Source organism: Exiguobacterium sp. s80, assembly GCF_018618725.1.
In the GTDB taxonomy this organism is placed as follows: domain Bacteria; phylum Bacillota; class Bacilli; order Exiguobacteriales; family Exiguobacteriaceae; genus Exiguobacterium_A; species Exiguobacterium_A oxidotolerans.
Map to the genome: position 1 here is coordinate 937,770 of NZ_JACSMP010000001.1, position 20,167 is coordinate 957,936.

16 protein-coding genes and 1 tRNA gene are annotated in these 20,167 nt (G+C 46.3%); all 17 read right to left on the bottom strand.

Features of this window, described 5'->3' with window-relative positions; translation table 11 throughout:
- Positions 1-6 precede the first annotated feature (6 nt).
- The 17 genes from KNP94_RS05000 to gltB all read right to left on the bottom strand — a co-directional run bounded on the left by KNP94_RS05000 (position 7) and on the right by gltB (position 19,922).
- Complete coding sequence (locus KNP94_RS05000) at positions 7-774, bottom strand: transporter substrate-binding domain-containing protein (protein ID WP_088837250.1); 768 nt, start codon at positions 772-774, stop codon at positions 7-9.
- Positions 775-1,098: 324 nt separating this feature from the next.
- Positions 1,099-1,182, bottom strand: a tRNA-Leu gene (locus KNP94_RS05005).
- A gap of 78 nt (positions 1,183-1,260) precedes the next feature.
- A complete protein-coding gene (locus tag KNP94_RS05010) occupies positions 1,261-2,190 on the bottom strand; it encodes an alpha/beta hydrolase (RefSeq protein ID WP_215115373.1) in 930 nt (309 codons plus the stop codon).
- Between the two features lie 20 nt (positions 2,191-2,210).
- The gene (locus KNP94_RS05015) at positions 2,211-2,552 is read right to left on the bottom strand and encodes a hypothetical protein (protein ID WP_214845102.1); all 342 of its coding nucleotides are present in this window, start codon (positions 2,550-2,552) and stop codon (positions 2,211-2,213) included.
- Between the two features lie 11 nt (positions 2,553-2,563).
- Entirely contained in the window at positions 2,564-3,580 is a 1,017-nt protein-coding gene (locus KNP94_RS05020) for a S66 family peptidase (protein WP_215115374.1), read from the bottom strand.
- A gap of 31 nt (positions 3,581-3,611) precedes the next feature.
- Positions 3,612-3,959, bottom strand: a complete 348-nt coding sequence (locus tag KNP94_RS05025; RefSeq protein ID WP_215115375.1) for a thioredoxin family protein — start codon at positions 3,957-3,959, stop codon at positions 3,612-3,614.
- Positions 3,960-4,123: 164 nt separating this feature from the next.
- Positions 4,124-4,489 carry a DUF779 domain-containing protein gene (locus tag KNP94_RS05030; protein WP_029330465.1) on the bottom strand — a complete coding sequence of 122 codons (366 nt, stop codon included), beginning with the start codon at positions 4,487-4,489 and terminating at the stop codon, positions 4,124-4,126.
- Between the two features lie 21 nt (positions 4,490-4,510).
- On the bottom strand, positions 4,511-6,031 hold the full coding sequence (adh, locus tag KNP94_RS05035; RefSeq protein ID WP_215115376.1) for an aldehyde dehydrogenase: 1,521 nt from the start codon (positions 6,029-6,031) through the stop codon (positions 4,511-4,513).
- Positions 6,032-6,234: 203 nt separating this feature from the next.
- Positions 6,235-6,759 carry a TraR/DksA C4-type zinc finger protein gene (locus tag KNP94_RS05040; RefSeq protein WP_029330472.1) on the bottom strand — a complete coding sequence of 175 codons (525 nt, stop codon included), beginning with the start codon at positions 6,757-6,759 and terminating at the stop codon, positions 6,235-6,237.
- A 79-nt stretch (positions 6,760-6,838) separates the two neighbouring features.
- On the bottom strand, positions 6,839-7,636 hold the full coding sequence (locus KNP94_RS05045) for a hypothetical protein (RefSeq protein ID WP_029330473.1): 798 nt from the start codon (positions 7,634-7,636) through the stop codon (positions 6,839-6,841).
- 211 nt (positions 7,637-7,847) lie between these two features.
- Complete coding sequence (locus KNP94_RS05050) at positions 7,848-8,993, bottom strand: mannitol-1-phosphate 5-dehydrogenase (RefSeq protein WP_214891929.1); 1,146 nt, start codon at positions 8,991-8,993, stop codon at positions 7,848-7,850.
- 2 nt (positions 8,994-8,995) lie between these two features.
- A complete protein-coding gene (locus KNP94_RS05055) occupies positions 8,996-9,433 on the bottom strand; it encodes a PTS mannitol transporter subunit IIA (protein ID WP_088837260.1) in 438 nt (145 codons plus the stop codon).
- 20 nt (positions 9,434-9,453) lie between these two features.
- A complete protein-coding gene (locus tag KNP94_RS05060; RefSeq protein ID WP_088837261.1) occupies positions 9,454-10,887 on the bottom strand; it encodes a PTS mannitol transporter subunit IIBC in 1,434 nt (477 codons plus the stop codon).
- 212 nt (positions 10,888-11,099) lie between these two features.
- Positions 11,100-13,118: a BglG family transcription antiterminator gene (locus KNP94_RS05065; RefSeq protein ID WP_215115377.1), complete on the bottom strand. Its 2,019-nt coding sequence runs from the start codon at positions 13,116-13,118 to the stop codon at positions 11,100-11,102.
- A complete protein-coding gene (locus KNP94_RS05070; RefSeq protein WP_214891938.1) occupies positions 13,111-13,404 on the bottom strand; it encodes a PTS sugar transporter subunit IIB in 294 nt (97 codons plus the stop codon). Before KNP94_RS05070 ends, KNP94_RS05065 begins: the two co-directional genes overlap by 8 nt.
- Before the next feature lie 576 nt (positions 13,405-13,980).
- Positions 13,981-15,447: a glutamate synthase subunit beta gene (locus tag KNP94_RS05075; RefSeq protein WP_215115378.1), complete on the bottom strand. Its 1,467-nt coding sequence runs from the start codon at positions 15,445-15,447 to the stop codon at positions 13,981-13,983.
- Positions 15,447-19,922: a glutamate synthase large subunit gene (gene gltB, locus KNP94_RS05080; RefSeq protein WP_215115379.1), complete on the bottom strand. Its 4,476-nt coding sequence runs from the start codon at positions 19,920-19,922 to the stop codon at positions 15,447-15,449. Before gltB ends, KNP94_RS05075 begins: the two co-directional genes overlap by 1 nt.
- Between the last annotated feature and the right edge of the window lie 245 nt (positions 19,923-20,167).

The window sequence follows — 20,167 nt, forward strand, 5'->3', positions numbered from 1 at the left end:
GGGTGATTATTTTAAATAACGATCAACGATTTCGTCGTACTCGCCACTGTCTTTTAAATTCGCTAAACCTGTATTGATTTTTTTCATCAAGTCTTCGTTTTCCCCTTTAAGGACGGCAATCCCGTAATTATCTCCATTTAAACGATCTCCCACGAGTTTCAGACCAAGGTTTTGTTGTTTGTTGGCATACGAGATGACTGGATAGTCTTCAATCAAGGCTGCTGCATTCCCATTTTTGACTTCCTGGAACATCGCTGGACTATCATTGAATTGTGTAACTTTAATGCCTAGCTTATCCGCGTTATCCGTTGCATACTTTGCCCCCGTCGTCCCTTTTTTAACTGCCACGCGTTCCCCTTTTAAATCATCAACCGACTTGATGTCATCATTGTTGTCTTTGACGACAAGAATCAGTCCGGCTTCAAAATATGGGTCAGAGAAGGTAACGACTTTTTCACGTTCCGGTGTGATACTCATCCCGGCAATCGCGATGTCGAGTTGATCCGCCTGCAGAGCAGGAATGATTCCGCTAAAGTCCATCGCTTCAAATTCAATCTTGAAGTTTTGGTCGTCTGCAATCGCTTGAATCAAATCGATATCGATTCCTTTGTACGTATCCCCGTCCTTGTACTCGAATGGTGGATAGGTGACGTCGATCCCGACTTTGTACGTTTTGTCCTCTGACGATGAATCATCATTTGAACCGATGCTACACGCACTTAATACGAACAGACATCCCATCAATAAAAATAAGATAGAAAAACGTTTATTCATCCTTTTTACCCCCTTCTTTTGAAGGCACGGCCCTCTATTAGGATATTTTCCTTAATAATGGTCCCTTTGAAACATGTTTTGGTAAAAAAACTGAATTATCTGAAAGAAAACTAAAAAAGTCGCGATTTTCGATCTAACTGCTTCCTAGCGGAAAGCAAACAGGAGCGACCCTGCAGCTTCGCTGTAGCGGCGCGATGTTTGCCACAGGAAGACGCTTAGGAAGGAAAGAGAGAACAAAAAAAGATGGAAAATCACATGCAAGTGACCTTCCATCTAGTTTGTCTATAGTCTGTGACCTACTAACAGGTCTTCAACTTATGGAAATGCCGCCGAGAGGACTTGAACCTCCACAGTGTTGCCACCACTAGATTCTGAGTCTAGCGCGTCTACCGATTCCGCCACGACGACATGACTTATATGATTGTAGAATACGAAATGGACTGATTTTTGTCAATCCATTCCTTCCGCTTCATACACTTTCATTTGTCATGCTGACAATACGCGCCGAACAAATGCCTCGACGACTTCATCGTATCGATCGGGTGCTTCAAAATAAGCCATTGCATGTGCCGCATTCGGAATGACGACGAGTTCCTTCTTCGTTTGGCAAGCATCATACAGTTCATAGACCATCGATGTCGGAACGAACGTATCTGCATCCCCATGAATGAATAAGATCGGTACCGCCGCCTTTTTGACTTGTTTTAGTGCGGAAGCTTCACTGAAGAAGTAACCAGCCTTTAATTTCGTCAATAAACTCGTCATCGCAAGGAACGGAAAGTGCGGCAAACGATACATCCGTTTCATCTGATAGGCGAGGACTGCGTTGACTGATGTATAAGCACAGTCGGAGATGATGCCTTTGACTTGAGCAGGTAATGTTTCTCCGCTCGTCATCAAAACCGTCGCCCCCCCCATCGATACACCATGTAAAAAGATGGAAGAATCCGTTCCAACACGTCCGACTAAATAGTCGATCCAGCGCAGACAGTCTTGCCGGTCATGCCAACCGAAACCGATGTAATTTCCGTCACTTTTTCCGTGACCACGATTGTCCGGCATCAACACATGAAAACCCGCTTGATGATACAGATAGGCGAATCCTGCTAAGTCCGTTCCGACACCACCGTAACCATGTACGAGAATGACGACTCGATCGGACGCAACGAGTGGCGGTAAGTAATGTGCGCGAAGGGTTAATCCATCATGTGCTTGCGTCGCGACGAGTTCTAACGGTTGTTCCTTAATCCATGTCTGACCCGGTTGCATCAATCGGACCATCTCATCACTTAAATCACGGTTGTTCGTCAAGAAGGGTTTCGGATTCGTTGCGATCGCCATTTCGTAAAAGTAATAGCTTGCTGCAAGCATCCCTGAACCAATCACGCCTAAACCAATTTTTGTACCTGTTCGCATCCGGTCCTCACTCCTTGTTGTTATAGTTCGATTTCTAGTTGAGCTGACGACTCTGGATGATCATCTTGTAATATGTGCTGGCGCAACCGTTGTTCATGCTGCGCCTTCCGGTAAGCGAATTCGCGAATGAGCTCTTGCCCCGCAAATCCTTCTTCAACGATTTGCGCTAATAATTCGGTCTCCATCTCGACCATCTCGTCTGGATTGCGCATGACGAGGACTTGTCCGACTTGCGCAATCATTACTTCATCCGTCAGTCCGAGTGCATCATAAAAAGGTTCTGGTAACGTCATCCGGCGTGTTTCCGGATTGATGTAGATTCGCTTATATGCACCAAGCGATTGAAAATGTCGTGTCGCCATATGAAATCTCCTTAGTTGAATGTCATATCAAGCCGTGAATCTTTTCCTTGAAGCGTCACTGTTGCCGTCGCACCGTTGACGAGTGTCAATTGGGGCGGCTGATGACCGATGTCTAAATCATAAAAAATCGGCAGTCCTGTCTCTGTTGCAATCATTTGGTAGACATCCAATAATGCATAATCTTCGATTGCCTGCCCTGCGCTTGTTCGACCAAACAAAATACCAGTTGCGTTATCAAACCAGCCGGCAAGATGCATCTGCATCAAGGAACGGTGAAGATCAGTCGCGCTGGCTTCACAGGCTTCGAAGTACCAAAGAATCGGTTCACCCCCGAGTTGTTGTTCTTGAAATGCACGGACATCGCCATAAGGCGTACCGATTAAATGACGGACGGTTTCGAGGCATCCTCCGAGAAGTCGACCCGTCACCTGAGTGATGGATGGATTCAGGGTTTTCCATTCCGTCGGTTGATCGAAATGGAACATAAAGCGCTCAGGGCGCACGTTGTGATTCCAGGCTGTCTGAAACCTTGTCGACATCCACTGGGTCACGGAACCATCACGCGGTGTTGCAAGCACGCGACGCCAAGCAGCTGTCGTCTCGTCCCATTCTTCACTTCTCAACTCAAGCACGTTCGGACCATGTGCTGTCGCAATCCCCGTTTTTACGGTAATTGCGAACAAGACCGTACTCGTATCTGAATATCCGAGTAACCATTTCACCGGCAGCTCATAAAAGTCTAGATGCGGTAATATATCCAGGGCACGTTCGCCACCAAACGGCGGCAGGATCGCATCGATATTTGGGTTTTGGAACATTTGCATCAATTCAGATGCCCGAACCGATGCTGTTGTACTCTGTGCTTTCTTTTGTGTCCAAACCGTATCACCAATCATCGTCTCCATCTGCCGATCCTCTAAACGTAACTTGGATTCTTCGAGTAAAGGATGGAGCGCATCAGGTAAGCCGGAAGATAATGCTGTTATACCAATCGTTTGCCCTGTCCAGCCGAAAAATGGATACCTCATCTTCTTCCTCCTTCAATTAACGATTAATTTTCTAAATGATGATTTCTGATTTTACAAATTCACCAATCTGCTCCACACGTCGACGGAATCGTTCGATTGGGACGATTCGTGCCTCGCGGTGCATCTCTTTTCCGTCTAAAAACAAAAGTAAGACAGGGGCGGTGAAAATGGATAACGCTCCTGCAATTTCGGGAACGTCCGATACATCGACACGCGCCGATCGAATTTCTGGGTGTTCCAACATGATGGGTTCGATTTGTGGGAACAAGGATTCACAGACGGAACAATTCGGGCTTGAGACGTATAAAAAACTAGCACCCTGAACCGAATACCAGGACTGCACGGCATCAATGGACGTCAATCGTGTAAACTCAACCATCAACAAGACCTCCTTTTAAAAAATGTTGCTCTTATTATACCGCTCTTCGCATAGAGAAACCAAATTTCGTGCTAGCGTTCCCGTGACACAGCAAATGAAAAAACACCTAAAACTGCTTCGGTGACATCTCTCACGCGAAGCAATTTCAGATGTTTTAAAGGGGGTCATCTAGTGTCAGTCTGAAGTGTAGCGTACTCTTCATCCGTAAAGGCACGGGATCGGGTCAGAAAACGTTTCCCTTCGACCCCTTCAAGCGAAAACATGCCACCGCGCCCATCGACAACATCGATGAGGAGTTGCGTGTGTTTCCAATACGTATACTGATCTTCATGAATATAAAATGGACAGCCGCCAATCGTCCCAATCAATAAATCGTGATCTGCGAGAAATAAATCCCCTTCCGCAAAGCACATCGGTGAACTGCCATCACAACACCCCCCGGATTGATGAAAGATGAGGGGTCCATGCTTTGCTCGTAACTTGTCAATCAACTCGAGCGTCGCCGCTGTAGCAAGGACACGTTCAACCATACGGACACTTCCTTTCTTCGCTTAGAAGAAACCGAGTTTGTTCGGGCTATAGCTGACGAGAAGGTTTTTCGTCCGCTGGTAATGATTGAGCATCATTTTATGATTTTCTCGACCAATCCCGGACATCTTGTAACCGCCGAATGCCGCATGGGCAGGGTACTGATGGTAACAGTTCGTCCAGACACGTCCTGCTTCAATCGCCCGTCCGAAGCGATAGGCACGGTTCATGTCGCGCGTCCATACACCGGCACCGAGACCATATAACGTATCGTTCGCAATCTCAAGCGCTTCGTCATCCGTTTTGAACGTCGTGACGGACAGAACCGGTCCAAAAATTTCTTCTTGGAAAATCCGCATCTTGTTGTGCCCTTTAAAGATCGTCGGCTGGATGTAGAAACCGTCCGCAAGATCGCCGTCCATCTGATTGCGTTCTCCACCAATCAGGCATTCTGCGCCTTCTGATTTACCGATTTCTAGATAAGATAGAATTTTTTCCATTTGTTCATTCGATGCTTGTGCACCCATCATGACGTCGCCGTCAAGTGGATTTCCGAGTTTGATTGCTTTGACGCGTTCAAGTACCCGCTCCATGAACGGTTCATAAATCGACTCCTGAATCAACGCCCGCGATGGACAGGTACAGACTTCCCCTTGATTCAAGGCAAACATTAGTAACCCTTCGATTGCTTTATCGAAAAAGGCGTCATCGGCGTCCATAATATCTTCAAAGAAGATGTTCGGAGATTTTCCACCTAATTCAAGTGTGACGGGAATAATGTTTTGTGACGCATACTGCATGATTAAGCGACCTGTCGTCGTTTCACCCGTGAAGGCGATTTTCGCAATCCGTTTGCTCGACGCAAGTGGTTTCCCTGCCTCTAAACCAAACCCGTTGACGATATTCAAGACGCCTGCCGGGAGCAAGTCTTCAATCATTTCAGTCAAGAGTAAAATACTTGCCGGTGTCTGTTCTGCCGGTTTTAAGACGACACAGTTTCCGGCAGCTAATGCCGGTGCTAGTTTCCAGACTGCCATCAGAATCGGGAAGTTCCACGGAATGATTTGACCGACGACGCCGAGCGGCTCATGAAAATGATAGGCGACGGTATCGTTATCAAGTTCCCCGACAGATCCTTCTTGCGCCCGGATGACACCGGCGAAATAACGGAAATGATCAATCGCCAGTGGTAAATCTGCGTTTAACGTCTCGCGGACGGCTTTCCCGTTTTCTAGCGTCTCGGCGTAGGCTAAAAGTTCTAAATTTTCTTCCATCCGATTGGCGATTTTATTTAAGATGTTCGACCGTTCCGTGACCGATGTTTTTCCCCACGCCTCTTTGGCTGCGTGTGCGGCATCGAGTGCTAATTCGATATCTTCTTTTGTCGAACGCGCGACTTGGCATAATACCTTCCCGGTGACCGGTGTGATGTCATCAAAATATTCTCCATTGACGGGTGCCGTCCATTTCCCGTTGATGAAATTTTCATAACGATCTCTGTACTGTACTTTTGACCCTTGTGTGTTTGGAATCTCGTAAATCATGACTGTTTTCCTCCCTCAAATAAAATGGTCAATCCGAGAAGTTTTTGTATGCGCTTTCATTTTGGTCCCCCGTAAAAAACCCCTCATGTACATACTAACAAATAAGTATGAAAAGTCAAAATTTTCCGTTAACTTTTTTGATTGAAAAAATGCAAGACAGGAAACGATTATCGCCCCCTGTCTTGCATCTCTTAATCAACCTCTTATGAACGCGTCGTGTCGATGCCATCTTCATTATCTGACGGCGAGTCTGAGTTTCCGAAGTCACTGACTTTACTAAAGCCATCCGTATCTCCATCAATATCTTTTCCCGTCGCTGTAACAGATGGATCGAGTACATCCTCTTCGACCGGACGTTGTTGCTCATTCAAGCTATTTTTTTCAGCTTCTTCTTTCGCATCATCAATGCATAAGAGTGTTTCAGGAATGATATCGAGACGCTCTAGCTCGATTTCTTTTCCACATACCTTACAGATTCCGTACGTGCCTTCTTCGATTGCTTTTAGGGCAAGATCGACGTCAGATAACATGTCTGTTTCTAAATCCGTGATCGCTTGATCCCGTTCCCGTAAGAATAATTCGTCACCTGAATCTCCAGGATGATTATCATAACTTGAAAGTGCGCCTTCGTCGTAATCTGTTTCACGGTTCTCGATGTTCGATTCCGTTTTATCTTTTTCCTTAAGTAGACGTTCTTTGAATTCCTCGATTTGTTTCGCTGACAACATGTTCATCATCTCCAATTCTCTATTCTGCTCTAATTATGTTTTAGCCGAATCAGAGGTATCTTAAACGTTTAGTTGCCGTTTATGAACACTTGTACGAACGAATCGACCCACGATAATCACAGATGACGGTCATGCATTCCTGCCCATCATGAAAACAAATTTGATGGCTTCTGCCATTCTTAGAAGTCGTGATATCATCAATCCATAGTCGTGATTCGTCTGCTGAAGATAACATCGCTACTTTTTCCCGAATCGAAAATAAGTCAAACGGCAATAAATTCAATGATTGAATCACGAGACCATATTTCCGGAACAACGGATCGAGTTGGTACTGCGATAAACTATATAAACTTTTTTCCGAACCACCGATCAACAATTGGATTGAATGCGAAGGTTCATGGCTATCGATCCGTTCCTTTTGAAGAATGATTCTTCCACGAACGCCAGACTCGTCGAAGATGCTTTGTACACGGTCTTGGGTAAACCGTAAACTTGACTCTTTAACATGAAGAACGAGATGCGCGAATTCCGCAAAGTCTGGTTTTCCGATTTCAAGGGATGGGATGTGTCTGACTTCTTCACGTTCAATGATTTCAATCAAATCACGCTCGATTTGCGGATCAACCGTCTTTTCTGCATAAACACGGACATCGACGACATATTGATCAATCACGGTATTGACTTCAAGTGTATACATCAATCCTGTATTTTTATCTTGTTCAATCATCAATCGATTTAAAATCAATTGATGCAATAAGTCGACAGGTGTGTAGGAAAGAAACTGACTCGTATAAATCAAGTTTTTAAAACTACCTGATTTCCCATTCTTTGGTCGAGAACCATTGATCATATAGACGTTCACTTTATAATTCAGCATGTTTCCACCTTCTTATAGTAAAAATCGAAACAGACAGGTTCCGTTTCTATAGCGTACAATCTATTTGATGGAAATAATATTCGTTTTCGAATATTCCAAATCTCGTATACAAATTCTAGTTCATTTATGTTAGGAATAGACATCATTAAAAAGAAATCTGGCGTGCATCCTCAGTGATGCACGCCAGATTTCTTTACCCTTCCCTAACTACTTAAGCAAGCGAATTGATTGAATCATTGATTTGATTATATTGGCTGATGATTAATTGACCGAGACGCTCATTCGGCTGAAGGCCAAGATACGTCACTAAAGTCTCTTCGATCCCCTTTGTTTCGATAAATGTTTTCAATTCAACAGATTCCGAATCATTCGGGTCAAAATACGTTAAGGCCGCTGCGATTCCGAGTGCTAGTCCGTTCGCTTCGATGCCACGCTCCATCAATTCGCGCGCTGGTTTGACAAGGCGATCATTCGGACTGAGTTTACGGATTGGCGAACGGGCAACACGAACGATTTCGTCATGAATCCGCGGATTTTCGAACCGTTGAATATTCTTTTGGATATAAGCACTATGCTCTTTCGCGTCAAACCCGTATTTTTCTAGTAACAACCATCCTGTTTCGTAAAGAGCCGCCTGGACCCCACGTCGGACACGATGATCTTGCAGGCTTTGGGCAATCGTTTCATTTTCGAATAATGCACCTAGATACGATGTGAGTGCATGACCTGTGTTGACAGTGAACAGCTTTCGTTCGATGAATGGTGTAATTTCCTCGACATATGTTACGCCTTCTAAAACTGGATAATCTGCCGGCAATCGTTTCGTTTCAATCACCCATTCAAAAAATGGTTCGACTTCAACATACAACGGATCTTCATGACGCTGAAGCGGTACGATACGGTCGACCGCTGCATTTGGAAAATAACTTGTAGCTTCAGTTAACGTCGTATGACGCGCCACTTCTGTTTGTAAGTGTGTCGATCCACCAATCATGTTTTCACAAGCGACGACATAAATGGGGTGATTTTTTGTTCGTTTTTTTAACCCTTTAGCAATCAGGGGTGCAATTTTCGAAAGCAGTGCTGGTCCGACAGCCGTCGTGACAATTTCTGCGTCTGCAATTGCTGCGATGACATCGTTTGCTTCCGTCATACTATTGAGTGCCGTAACACCAGTCACGGTCTCATTTGCCATTCCTTCAGCTGCATAGCCGACTTCATATGTGCCTCGAGACTTTAACTCGTCTACCACGGTCGTGTTGACGTCAACAAAACAAACTTCGTAGTTTGACTTCACAAGTTGTAATCCGATGAAGCCACGTCCAATATTACCTGCTCCAAAATGAACGGCTTTCATTTTTACACCTCCATCGATAACAGTTCGATGATTTCTTGCTTCGTTTTCGCTTGAATCAACTGCTCGACATTGTCTTCATCTGAGCAAATTACTGCGATATTTGACAAAATCTCCAAATGCTCATCACCGACACCAGCAATCCCAATGATTAATTTTGCTGGTTCAGTACCGAACGTTACACCGCCCGGGACTTGAAGAATCGATAATCCTGATTTTTCGACTTCACTTTTTGCTTCTTCCGTACCGTGTGGAATCGCCACATGATTTCCGATATATACACTCGACATTTCGTTTCGTGCTAACATCGAGTCCACATAGGCCGGGCGAACAAAACCGTGATCGACGAGGAGTTTCCCCGCCGCACGAATTGCCGCTTCTTCTGAATCGAATTGCTGATCGAGTAAAATCATATCTTCTGTTAGTTTCATTGCTGTCGCCATTGTAAATCCCCCTCTAATTTTTAAGAAATTTTATTGCGTGCCTTTTCAATTTCTTGAACGAGCTGATCGTAATAGGCAGCATTCAAGAAGTTTTCGACCGAGCGATGTTCTGCATCTGGAACTTGTTCGACTGCACGTTCCGTCAAATCTTGGTGCGTAATGACGAACTCTGCGTCTGCTGGCAGGTTACTGATTGACGTGTTCGTCACCTTAATCGGCAAGCCAGCCTTGTTGATCTTATTCCGGAGAACGGAAGCTCCCATCGCACTCGAACCCATTCCAGCATCACACGCAAAGATAATGTGTTCGACTTCAGCGAGTGATTTTTTAGAATCTGCTGCGACAAGTGATGACGTGATTGAACTCTTACCTTTCATTGCACCGACATTCGCCGTTGCTTCTTCAAGTGACGTTTCCTTCGCTTTGCTCGTTTTGAGTAAGACAGCAGAAATTACGAACGTTACCGTTGCAGAGATGAGAACACCCGCAATCAAGCCGACATATGATCCACGTGCTGCCATCGCAAGAACAGCGATGATACTACCTGGTGAAGCCGGAGCGACAAGACCGACATCAAATATAACAAATGTCAAAATCCCACTCATTCCACCCGCGATCATACCGAGAAGAAGAACTGGCTTCATTAGTACGTACGGGAAGTAAATTTCATGAATCCCACCGATGAACTGGATGAATGCAGCACCTGGCGCTGTTTTTTTCGCTGCACCTGAACCAAAGACTGAGTATGCGAGTAATAATCCAAGCCCTGGACCCGGATTCGCTTCAAGTAAGAACAAAACGGATTTTCCTGCTTCACTGACTTGATCGAGACCAAGTGGACTTAAAATTCCGTGGTTAATGGCGTTATTTAAAAATAAGATTTTTGCGGGTTCGATGAAGAGACTCGCAAGTGGTAATAATTGTGCGCTGACGATTGCACCAACTGCCGCCGCCATGACATCATCCAACCCAGTCATGATCGGACCGAAGATTTCAAATCCTCCAATCATCAACAAACCACCGATGATGCCGACAGAGAAGTTGTTAACGAGCATTTCTAAACCTGGTTTCACTTTTCCTTCGATGAAATGATCAAATTTCTTGATGACGAATCCACCGAGAGGCCCCATGATCATTGCTCCAAGGAACATCGGAATTTCCGTCCCGACGATGACACCCATCGTTGCGAGCGCCCCGACGACACCCCCTCGAACGTCATGCATTAATTTACCACCAGTAAAACCAATTAAGAGCGGTAAGAGATACGTGATTGTCGGACCTACCAACTCCGCTAAACTTGCGTTTGGAGCCCAACCGGTTGGAATGAATAGTGCTGTAATGATTCCCCAAGCGATGAATGCACCGATATTCGGCATGACCATCCCACTTAAAAAACTCCCGAATCGTTGTACTTGTACCCGTAATCCACGGATTCCTTTAGTTGCAGTTGCCATCTCTATAGCCTCCATTTTCAATAAATTCAATTAGCCGTTCTTTGCTACATGTTTATTGTATATTGATTGCAAACGCTTACTCAATCTTACCTAGTTCGCGTTTTGGCAAGGTAGTTGGACAAGTAAAAAAGATAGTATGGCAGACAATGAAAAATGGAATTCGTCTCATGACGAATTCCATTTTTCATTGTCTATTCGATTCATTCATCACATCAAACTTCCGTAACGTTCAACTCCCGTTCAATGACTTTGCGGAACGTTTCATTGAGGACGTTGTCCAATTGTTGTTCATCGCCATATTCAAACTGAGTCGTCCGTTCTTCACTTTCAATGATTGCACCACTGATTGAACTCAGCAATTGAAGAAGTTCATCCGGTGCTTGTTCGGGCGCGACAAGTACTAAAATCCGCTCAACCGGATGGATGACTTGATCCATTCCGAGCAAATCGATAGCTTGATTCAGCTCGAAAATTAAAAAGGCACCCTGTTTGATTGAACTGTCACGTCCATGGAATAATGCGAGCCGTGTTCCCGGAATTCCAAGACCTGACATTTCATGCCGCCGCAACAATTGTGTCGACAGCTGGACCGCTGAATGCGCGATATCTTTTATAACCATCACATTACTTACTTCAAGAAGCAGCTCTTCTAGGCCTTCTGACTGTGAAGCAATCGACTCAATCGAAAAAAGTTCTGTCAATTCACGTGCCGTTTTCACAAGTTGTTCTAATCGTTTTAAATCTAACCACCCCTGTACCTCTTTTCGGGCGGGTTGTTTAAATGATTTCGGAAGCGAGACAAGCAGTTTTCTGACGCGATCGACTTCATCTTGCGGAAGTAAGGGGTTGACGAGTAAATGTGGTTGACTGATATCCGGCAACGGAACCGTCGATAATACAAAGTCGTAATCAGTTAAATTCAAACGATCAATCCCGAACAAGGAAGAATTTTCGATTTGATCAAGTTCTAAAAATTCTTGTCGCAACCGGTTCATTAATAATTTGGAAGAGCCAAGTCCTGCTGAACAAACGACCAGAACGCGATACGGAACTTTTACGACAGGTCTACTCAATACCGCTCCAAAATGCATCACCCAAAATGCTAAATCATGATCAGCAAACGCTTGATCCGAAAAGACGGTTTGCGCCACCTGTTTAACCGAATCGAACAGCCGTGGATACTCCCTTTCAATCTGCTTGATGACATAAGACGGATTGATGACGTTTTGTCGCGTATAGGACATGATATGGGAAACGAGTCCCCGCTCAAGGGCACTGTCTTCTGTAAACGGCTCTCCATATAAAAGAGAGACTTCCTCAATCAATCGCTTGACGCGCAATCGAATGACCAATTCTTCGGAACTGTCTAGTTGATCTTGTTGAAAATTGCGTAGTTCTTCTGAAATCCATTGACGCTCCGCAACTGTCAACACATAGGGTAGACGTCGTCCGATGACATCGACCCGTTGAAGCACTTCGACCGGGTACGTTTTCAATTCATAGCGCATTGGAAACATTTCCATCCGCATCGCTTGGAGCGCTAAACTAAGTGTGGCTCGCATAATTGACCGGTCGCTCAGTTCCTGTTGCTTTATTACGGGAGCGATTACTGCATAGGATTGATTGATTGCTTCGACCCACTGATTACGCGCCGGATGCAAAAGATCGGGTAATTGATTAAGATCCCCTTGAAGCAACCGGTAAAAGGACAATACATCCCATTGCGTGAAAATAAGCGAAAGCAATAAACGACGCTTATTGATTTCTTCGCCGATGACTTCGGCTCCGATTCCCTTCTTCCGTTTCAGCTCTAAATCATATTGTTGAAACCATTCATCAATCCGCTCTAAATCTTGACTGATCGTACTCGGTGCGATGTACATCGCATGTGCGAGTGCCTGTAATTTAATCATGCCCGGTTCTTGTAAGAGACGATAAGTGAGCTCAACTTGCCGGTCATCCGTCGAAGGTAGTGACTTATGTGATAATAACAAGGCCTCTCGGAGCTTCCGTTTGTCACTTTCATCTCCAACGATCACTAATCCTCTTCCTCGAATATAATCCAGTCCTAACTGAAAAGAAGCAATTGTTTGAGCAATCGGTTCTCGTTCGCGCTGAATGGTCCGTTCGGACGTTCCAAGCGTTTCTGCGATTTCTTGGACTTGAACAGGCTCTGTTTTTGTCAACAAATAAAATAAGACTTCACGTTCTCGTGTCGAAAATTCAATCACCCTCAATCAACTCTTTTCTTAATACAGTGATCACTTCATCGTAAGCCGCTTCAGACAATAGATGATTGACGATGCATACGCGACAATCCGTCACCCACGTCACTTGGCGGACGATCTTCTCAGGTCCGACAATCAGACGTATTTCAGTAGGTACATCCTTCAGACGATAACTCCGGACATCGACTTGCAACTGCTCCTGTCGCAGACGCTTTCGTAGCACGTTCGCTCCTAGGACGCTTCCTACTAACCCAGAATCACAGACAAATCCGATTTCAAAACGTTTCACGTCATTACCCACCCCTTTTCTTTTATCCTAGCCGATGTCCTCTTGTGTGTGTTAACTTCGCAAGACTTTTTCGACAGTTCTTTTTTGATAATTGTCCCAAGTGATGGACAGAAAAAAAATTATCAACAAAAAAAGTCACACAGGGAAACTTGAATGTTTCCCTGTGTGACTTCAGCGTGTAGACAAACTCTTATGAAGAGTGAACATGCGATATCGAGCGGCAATCAGTCACGCCGCTACAGCAGAGCTGTCGGGTCGCGACCGATTGCTTTTCGCGGTTCTAAGCGATTCGAGACGGATTGCACTCTAAATCGTCTGCATGCCCGGCTTACCGTCACGGTATTCCTATAAAACGCGTCACATTTCGTTGACTCCTACGGGAAAAAGTGCGTTTTTAACGCACTTTCAGAGGCGGGCAAGACCCTGCTCGTTGTCCGTGAGGATCAAGGAGCAACGGCTTGCGCCTCTACCGAGGAAAGCAACGAAAAAAGACGCTTGATCTCCCGATAGCACGTTATCTACAGCCTGAAGTCAAACAGGAAAACTTAAATGTTTCCCTGTTCGACCTTTAGTCATTTATCCCGTTCGAGTCATCAGTGACAGATGTTGTTCGACTGCTTCCGCTACTTCTCGCCCTTCGCGAATCGCCCAGACAATCAAGGACTGTCCGCGCCGTGCGTCCCCTGCAGCGAAGACACCTTTCCGATTTGTTGCATATCCCTTCGTCTTGATTTTCCCTCGCTCTGATTCAACGATGAGTTGATTCAAGACCGTCTGCTCGACTCCGCTGAAGCCGATTGCAATCAGCATCAAGTCGACCGGATAGTATTTTTCTGTTCCTTCAATTGCTCGGAATTCAACTGTCCCGTCTGCTTGCTTTACTTTTTCATTATGAATCGTCCAAACCCCTGTCAAGCGACCGGAATCACTTGTCGTGTAACGTGTGATCGCGATCAAATATTCGCGAGGATCACGTCCGAATTGATCGAATGCTTCTGCATAGCCGTAATCAAGTGTAAAGAGGTTCGGTGTATCCGGCCACATGTTGTCGTTCGCCCGGACCTGACCTGGCATTTCATGCTTCCCGAACTGGACGACAGAACGGCAACCCTGTCTGAGTGCCGTCGCGACACAGTCCGCTCCCGTGTCTCCGCCACCGATGACGAGCACATCTTTACCTCGCGTATCGTGTTGCTCAAGCAGGGATTGATTCGACAACAGATGGCGCGTCACGCTTGTTAAATAGTCCATCGCGTAACCGACACCGCTCGTCGGAAGATTTGGAAGCGTTCTTGGTTCCGTTGCACCGACACAAAGAATGACGGCATCAAACGCTTGTTCAAGCTCGTCCAGCGTCACATCAAGACCGATCGTTACGCCGGTCTTAAAGAGAATGCCTTCTGCTTTGAGCAGATTGACACGACGCTCGACGATATCTTTTGATAACTTCATCGCCGGAATCCCGTACGTCAACAGACCTCCGATACGATCTTCCCGTTCAAAAACGGTGACTTGATGCCCTGCTTGGTTCAATTGATCGGCCGCGGCTAGCCCTGCCGGACCAGAACCGACGACTGCCACATGATGGGACGTCCGGTTCAATGGCATCCGCGGAACGACCCATCCTTTTTCAAAGCCGATATCGATGATTGTACGCTCGATCTGTTTGATCGCGACGGCCGGTTCATTAATCGATAACGTACATGAACCTTCGCACGGTGCGGGACAAACACGTCCCGTGAACTCCGGGAAGTTGTTCGTTTGATGCAGGCGCTCGAGCGCTCCTTTAAAGTCTCCCTCTTCGACGAGGAGATTCCACTCGGGTATCAAATTGTAGACCGGACAACCGATTTTGACATGTCCATAGGTCTCGCCGACATGACAAAACGGGGTTCCGCAATCCATACAGCGGCTGGCTTGTTCCGACGCCTCACTTTCAGAAAATGCTTCTTTATATTCATTAAAGTCTTGAATCCGTTCTGTACTGGCGCGCTCTCGTCCGGACTGGCGAGGAACACTCATGAATTTATCGCGTCTTTTCATTATTGACCTCCCGTTCCGCGTCCGAGGTGTGTCTCAAACGCTAACAACATCGCTTCTTCCGTGTTGTGTCCTTTTTTCGCATAATCAGCCATCAATGTCGTGACGACTTGATAGGTCGTCGGAATGACACGAATAAACGAACTCAAAACATGATCCCAGTTTGAAAGAATCGCATGTCCTTGTTCACTGTTCGTCCGTGCGACATGACGTTCGATAAATGTTTTTAAGCGTGCCGCTTCTTCCGTGTCTGTTACTGCACCCATCGTGACGAGCTCGAGATTGACGCGCGAGCGGAACAACGCGATGTCTTTCGGTAAGACGTAGGCGACACCACCTGACATACCGGCAGCAAAGTTCTTTCCGACGTCACCGAGAATGACGACACTCCCGCCCGTCATATACTCCAAGCCGTGATTCCCGATTCCTTCGACGACTGCCGTCGCACCACTGTTTCGGACGGCGAACCGTTCGCCTGCCTGTCCATTGACATACAGTTCCCCACTCGTCGCACCATAAAGCGCGACGTTACCGATGATGACTTGCTCTGAAGAAACAAAACTCGTCTTCATATCAGGACGAACCGAAAGAATTCCTCCAGATAATCCCTTTCCAACGTAATCATTAGCATCCCCGACGACGTTCAACGTCATTCCGCGAGGTACGTATGCACCTAAGCTTTGTCCGGCTGATCCCGTCAGGTTCAATGTTAGCCGATCGGATGGTAAGCCCATTTCTCCGAACATCCGTGTCAGACGTGATCCGGTATTCGTACCGATTGCCCGGTCTGTATTCGTAATTGCAAGCGCAAATGTTTGTTTTTCCGTAAACGCATCATGATCAAGCAACGGAGCGATTTCACGGTGGTCAAATGACTTCGCGACAGCATGATCTTGTGCTTGTGTCGACGTCGAATCATATGTTGCTTGAACAAGTAGTCGAGAAAAGTCGAGACTGGCTGCTTTCCAGTGATTCGTCAAACGATCCGATGTCACTAAAAGATCCGTCCGTCCGACGAGTTCCGCTAGACTACGGACGCCGAGTTGAGCTAAATATTCACGAACTTCTTCCGCAACGAACGTCATGAAATGGACGACGTGATCGGCAGATCCGGTGAATTTTTCACGCAACTTCGGATCCTGTGTCGCGACACCGACCGGGCACGTATCTAAATGACAGGCACGCATCATGATGCAACCGACGGCAATCAATGGTGCTGTCGCAAATCCATATTCATTCGCCCCGAGCATCGCTGCGATGACGACATCGCGTCCAGTTAGTAACTTACCGTCCGTTTCTAAGCTGACCCGTTCCCGCAGACCATTCAAGGCTAGCGTTTGATGCGTCTCAGCGAGTCCCAGTTCCCACGGTAAGCCCGTATGTTGGATACTCGTCTTCGGGGAAGCCCCCGTTCCTCCATCATGCCCACTGATGACGATGACATCGGCAAGTCCTTTGGCGACACCGGCAGCAATCGTTCCGACGCCTCCTTTTGCGACAAGCTTAACACTGATCCGCGCCTCGTCATTTGCCCGCTTTAGATCGTGAATCAATTGAGCCAAGTCTTCGATTGAATAAATGTCATGATGTGGTGGTGGTGAAATCAGACCGACACCCGGTGTCGAAGCACGGACCCGCGCAATCCACGGATACACTTTTTCGCCTGGGAGTTGTCCCCCTTCGCCTGGCTTCGCGCCTTGTGCGACTTTAATCTGGAGTTCGTCCGCATGGGTCAAGTAATGACTCGTCACGCCGAACCGACCTGATGCAATCTGTTTAATCCGACTCATCCGTGAGTCACCATTTTCGTCGAGTTGATACCGTTCCTCTTCTTCGCCACCTTCACCACTGTTACTCTTACCACCTAGACGATTCATCGCAATCGCTAGTGTTTCATGAGCCTCCTTCGATAGTGAACCGTACGACATCGCACCGGTCTTAAAGAATTTGACGATTTCACTCGCGGGTTCGACTTCCTCGAGCGGAATCGGTGTCGTTTCCTTGAACGTCAACAAATGACGCAGGAAGGTTGCGGGTTCTTCTGCAATTTGATTTGAGTACCGTTTAAATAACTGATAGTCCCCAGTTCGGCAAGCATGTTGTAACAAATGAATCGTCGCCGGATTGAACGCATGATGTTCTCCGTCATTACGGTACCGGAAGACACTACCTGATTCCAAGAACGTCCGTTTCGTCCCTTCCTCATGTTGACGCTTCGCTTCTTTTTCAATCAAAGCGAGCGACAGACCACTGAGCTGAGAGACTGTTCCCGTAAAGTAGCGATCGATGACGTCCGTCGAAATCCCGACGGCTTCGAAAATCTGAGCCCCCCGATAACTGAACACGGTCGAAATCCCCATCTTCGACATGACTTTGACGACCCCCTCCGTCACGGCGTCACGATAACGAACGGCATTGTCCGCGTGTTTTTCACCAATCGCTTCATCGAGTGTCGCATATACAAGGTACGGGTAGATTGCGTCAGCTCCGTAACCGAGCAGCGCCGCGAAGTGATGCACCTCCCGGACTTCTCCCCCTTCGATGATTAAACTGACGTTCGTCCGAAGCCCTTTACGGATTAAATGGTGATGAACGGCACTCGTCACGAGCAGGATTGGCATCGGTATGGCCCCAGGTCGAATGTTCCGGTCAGAAAGAATCAACAACTCACAACCCGATTCGACGGCATGAACCGCTTCTTCGAGGAGCGTTTCAAGTGTTTCTTCCATTTGATTCGTAAACAATGTTGATAACGTTTTTTGTTTCAATTTTGTTTGACTGAGCGCATGCGCTTCAGCCGGAACTAGCACCGGTGAGTTCAAGCGGACCCGACGACAGTTTTTCCGGTTCGGGGTCAATAGTTCACCTTGACGCCCGAGCCAGGTCATCGTTGACGTGACGATTTGTTCACGTAACGCATCGATCGGCGGATTGGTGACTTGCGCAAACAATTGTTTGAAGTAACGGAACAACGATTGTGGTCGCTCACTTAATACAGCGAGCGGGATGTCCGTTCCCATCGCACCAAGCGGATCTTTTTTTTCCTCGACGAGAGGAATCAAGTATTGCTCGATATCTTCTCGCGTGTATCCAAACAGACGTTGCGTCGTACCTAATTCCTCAATCGTTTCTGAGTGCATTAACGTCGGTAATTGAATCTGTTCTTCTGATAACCATTCGGCATAAGGATGACGCATCGCAAGATCCCGTTTCACTTCTTCGTCAGAAATCAGCTGACCGGAAGCAAAATCAAGCAAGAGGAGCTCACCAGGAATCAGACGTTTCTTATACAAAATCTCTTTTTCCGGAATCGGGAGGACACCTGATTCTGAAGACAACATAAAGTGACCATCGCGCATCATGATATAACGGGCAGGTCTGAGTCCATTTCGGTCAAGTGTCGCGCCGATTTGTTTCCCATTCGTAAATACGATGGCAGACGGACCGTCCCATGGTTCCATCATACTGCTGTGATACTCATAATAAGCACGTTTCGCCGGTCGTACTTCCGCATGCTCGAATGGCTCTGGAACCAGCATTAAAGCCGTTTCCGCTAACGTCAAACCAGACAAGTATAAAAATTCAAACGCATTATCGAGCATCGACGAGTCACTTCCTGATTCATCGAGGATTGGGAGCACATCATCTGCACGGCGACCATACGTCGTTTTCGCAAGACTTTTTTCGCGTCCACGCATCGCTTGAATATTGCCTTGTAACGTATTGATTTCTCCATTATGAATCAAATAGCGGTTCGGGTGAGCTCGTTTCCAACTCGGGAAGGTGTTCGTGCTAAAACGTGAGTGAACAATCGCAAACCCTGATTGGTACCGTTCATCACGTAAATCATCAAAATACTGACCGAGCTGATCTGTAGTGACAAGTCCTTTATAGACGATAGTCTCACTTGAACTACTGAGCACGTACTGTTCGATTCCGAGACGATTTGCTTCTCGTTCAAAAGAACGACGAATCATGAATAACGTTCGTTCGAAGGCCAACCCTTCAATGTCCTTCGCTTCAATGAAGCATTGGCGAATGACCGGTTCTGTTTGACGTGCTTTTTCACCAATCACTGTATTCGAGACTGGTACCGTTCTCCACTCGATCACCCGTTGTCCTTCTGATAAAATAATTGATTCTAAAGCGCGTTCGAGTCGCTGTCTCGACCGTTCCTCCCGAGGCAGGAACATCATCATGACACCATAATCTCCTTTTTTCGGTAAGGTTACATTCCGAAATGTCTCCCGAAAGAGACGGTCGGGAATTTGAGTCAAGACACCGGCACCATCCCCTGTTTTCGCATCGCTCCCCTGTCCGCCTCGATGCTCCATCTGACAGAGCATCGCGAGTGCATTTTCGACGATTTCATGGCTCGGTCTCCCGGTTCGGTGCGCATAGACTCCGATTCCACACGCATCATGTTCTTGCTTCGGATCATATAAACCTTGCCGTTCAGGCAATTGATGAAATGACATAATTTCACTCTCCTTAACACGTTCTAAATTTTCTGTATATTCAGTTAAAATATACTTTACACTCTTTTATGATTATTCGCCACTATGTATAAACGAAACTACTATATCTAAATTACTTATGATTCCCTAAGGTTAGACAATGATAACGCTTACATAGAGATGAATAATCCTTCTATTTATTTTTTCAGAAGAATTATTTTCGTTTAAATTTTATTTTTTGCAACGAGTGTTTCAAGCGTGGTATT